2 protein-coding genes are annotated in these 1,389 nt (G+C 40.8%); both read left to right on the top strand.

The genetic code is table 11. The features are described from left to right. On the top strand, nucleotides 1-744 hold a 744-nt coding region (locus LD39_RS18300), incomplete at its 5' end, for an isoprenyl transferase (RefSeq protein ID WP_035551337.1). 12 nt (nucleotides 745-756) lie between these two features. Further along, on the top strand, nucleotides 757-1,389 hold a 633-nt coding region (locus tag LD39_RS18305), incomplete at its 3' end, for a phosphatidate cytidylyltransferase (RefSeq protein WP_035551340.1).

The raw sequence follows: 1,389 nt of genomic DNA on the forward strand, positions 1-1,389 counted from the left end.
AAAAATAAAAAACAGACATCACCGCAGCCTCTAGGCCTTGATTATAATCATTTGCCAGAACATGTAGCGATAATCATGGACGGAAATGGACGTTGGGCGAAAAATAGGGGGATGCCTCGAATAGCCGGTCATAAAGAGGGGATGAGTGTCGTCAAGAAAATTGTGAGACACGCCTCTGACATCGGTGTGAAGGTACTAACGTTATATGCCTTTTCGACGGAAAATTGGAAACGGCCCAAAAATGAGGTAGACTTCTTAATGAAGCTGCCTGTTGACTTTTTAAATACATATTTGCCAGAGCTCATTGAAAAAAATGTTCAAGTCCAAACCATCGGGGATTTTGATGTATTACCGTCTCATACCCGCAAAGCAGTGGATGAAGCTATCAAACGGACACAAAATAATGATGGTCTCATTCTCAATTTTGCTTTGAACTATGGAAGTCGTTTTGAAATGGTCAATGCAGTGAAGCAAATAGCATCCAGAGTAGAGCAGGGTGAGCTTTCCACATCTGAAATCAACGAGGATCTTTTTTCCTCTGAACTTTATACGAAAGATCTTATCGAGCCGGACCTGTTAATTCGGACCAGTGGAGAGCAGCGCTTAAGCAATTTCTTGTTATGGCAATTGGCTTATGCAGAATTCTGGTTCACTGAAGTCTACTGGCCTGATTTCGATGAAAGCCTTTTTGAAAAAGCACTGTACGACTATCAAAACCGTAAGCGACGTTATGGTGGAGTGTAAGGGTGAAAGGATATGAAACAGAGAACAATAACTGCCGTGGTTGCGGCACTGATTTTTATACCAATCATAGTTTCTGGAGGGCTGTTCTTTAAGCTCTTCGTATATGTAATTGCAAGCATTGCTCTATTAGAGCTTGTTAGAATGAAGAAAATATCAAGATACTCTGTGGCTTCAGGTCTCGGGCTCCTGCTGATGTGGGCATTAATGTTTCCTTATAAAGACCTTGATGAGTATGGCATCATGACGGAAAATCTGATTACAAAATCGGAAATCACTTTGCTGGCTGTTCTGATATTACTTAGTTACACAGTCCTTGTTAAAAATCGTTTCACGTTTGATGATGCAGGATTCCTTTTGATTTCTACGATTTATATAGGAATGGGGTTCAATTATTTAATTGAAACGCGTGTAGCAGATCAAGGTCTTAAGTACTTGTTTTTCGCTTTATTCGTTGTCTGGGCTACTGATACGGGTGCCTATCTATTCGGTAGAGCGTTTGGGAAGCATAAGTTATGGCCGCAAATCAGCCCTAAAAAGACGATAGAAGGATCTATAGGTGGAATTGTCCTTGCATGTATTGTGGCGGTTATCTTCCAGTTGATTGCTCCATTAAGTCATTCTATGGTAGTTGTACTGCTTGTGACA

Source organism: Halobacillus sp. BBL2006 (assembly GCF_000786645.1).
GTDB lineage: Bacteria > Bacillota > Bacilli > Bacillales > Halobacillaceae > Halobacillus.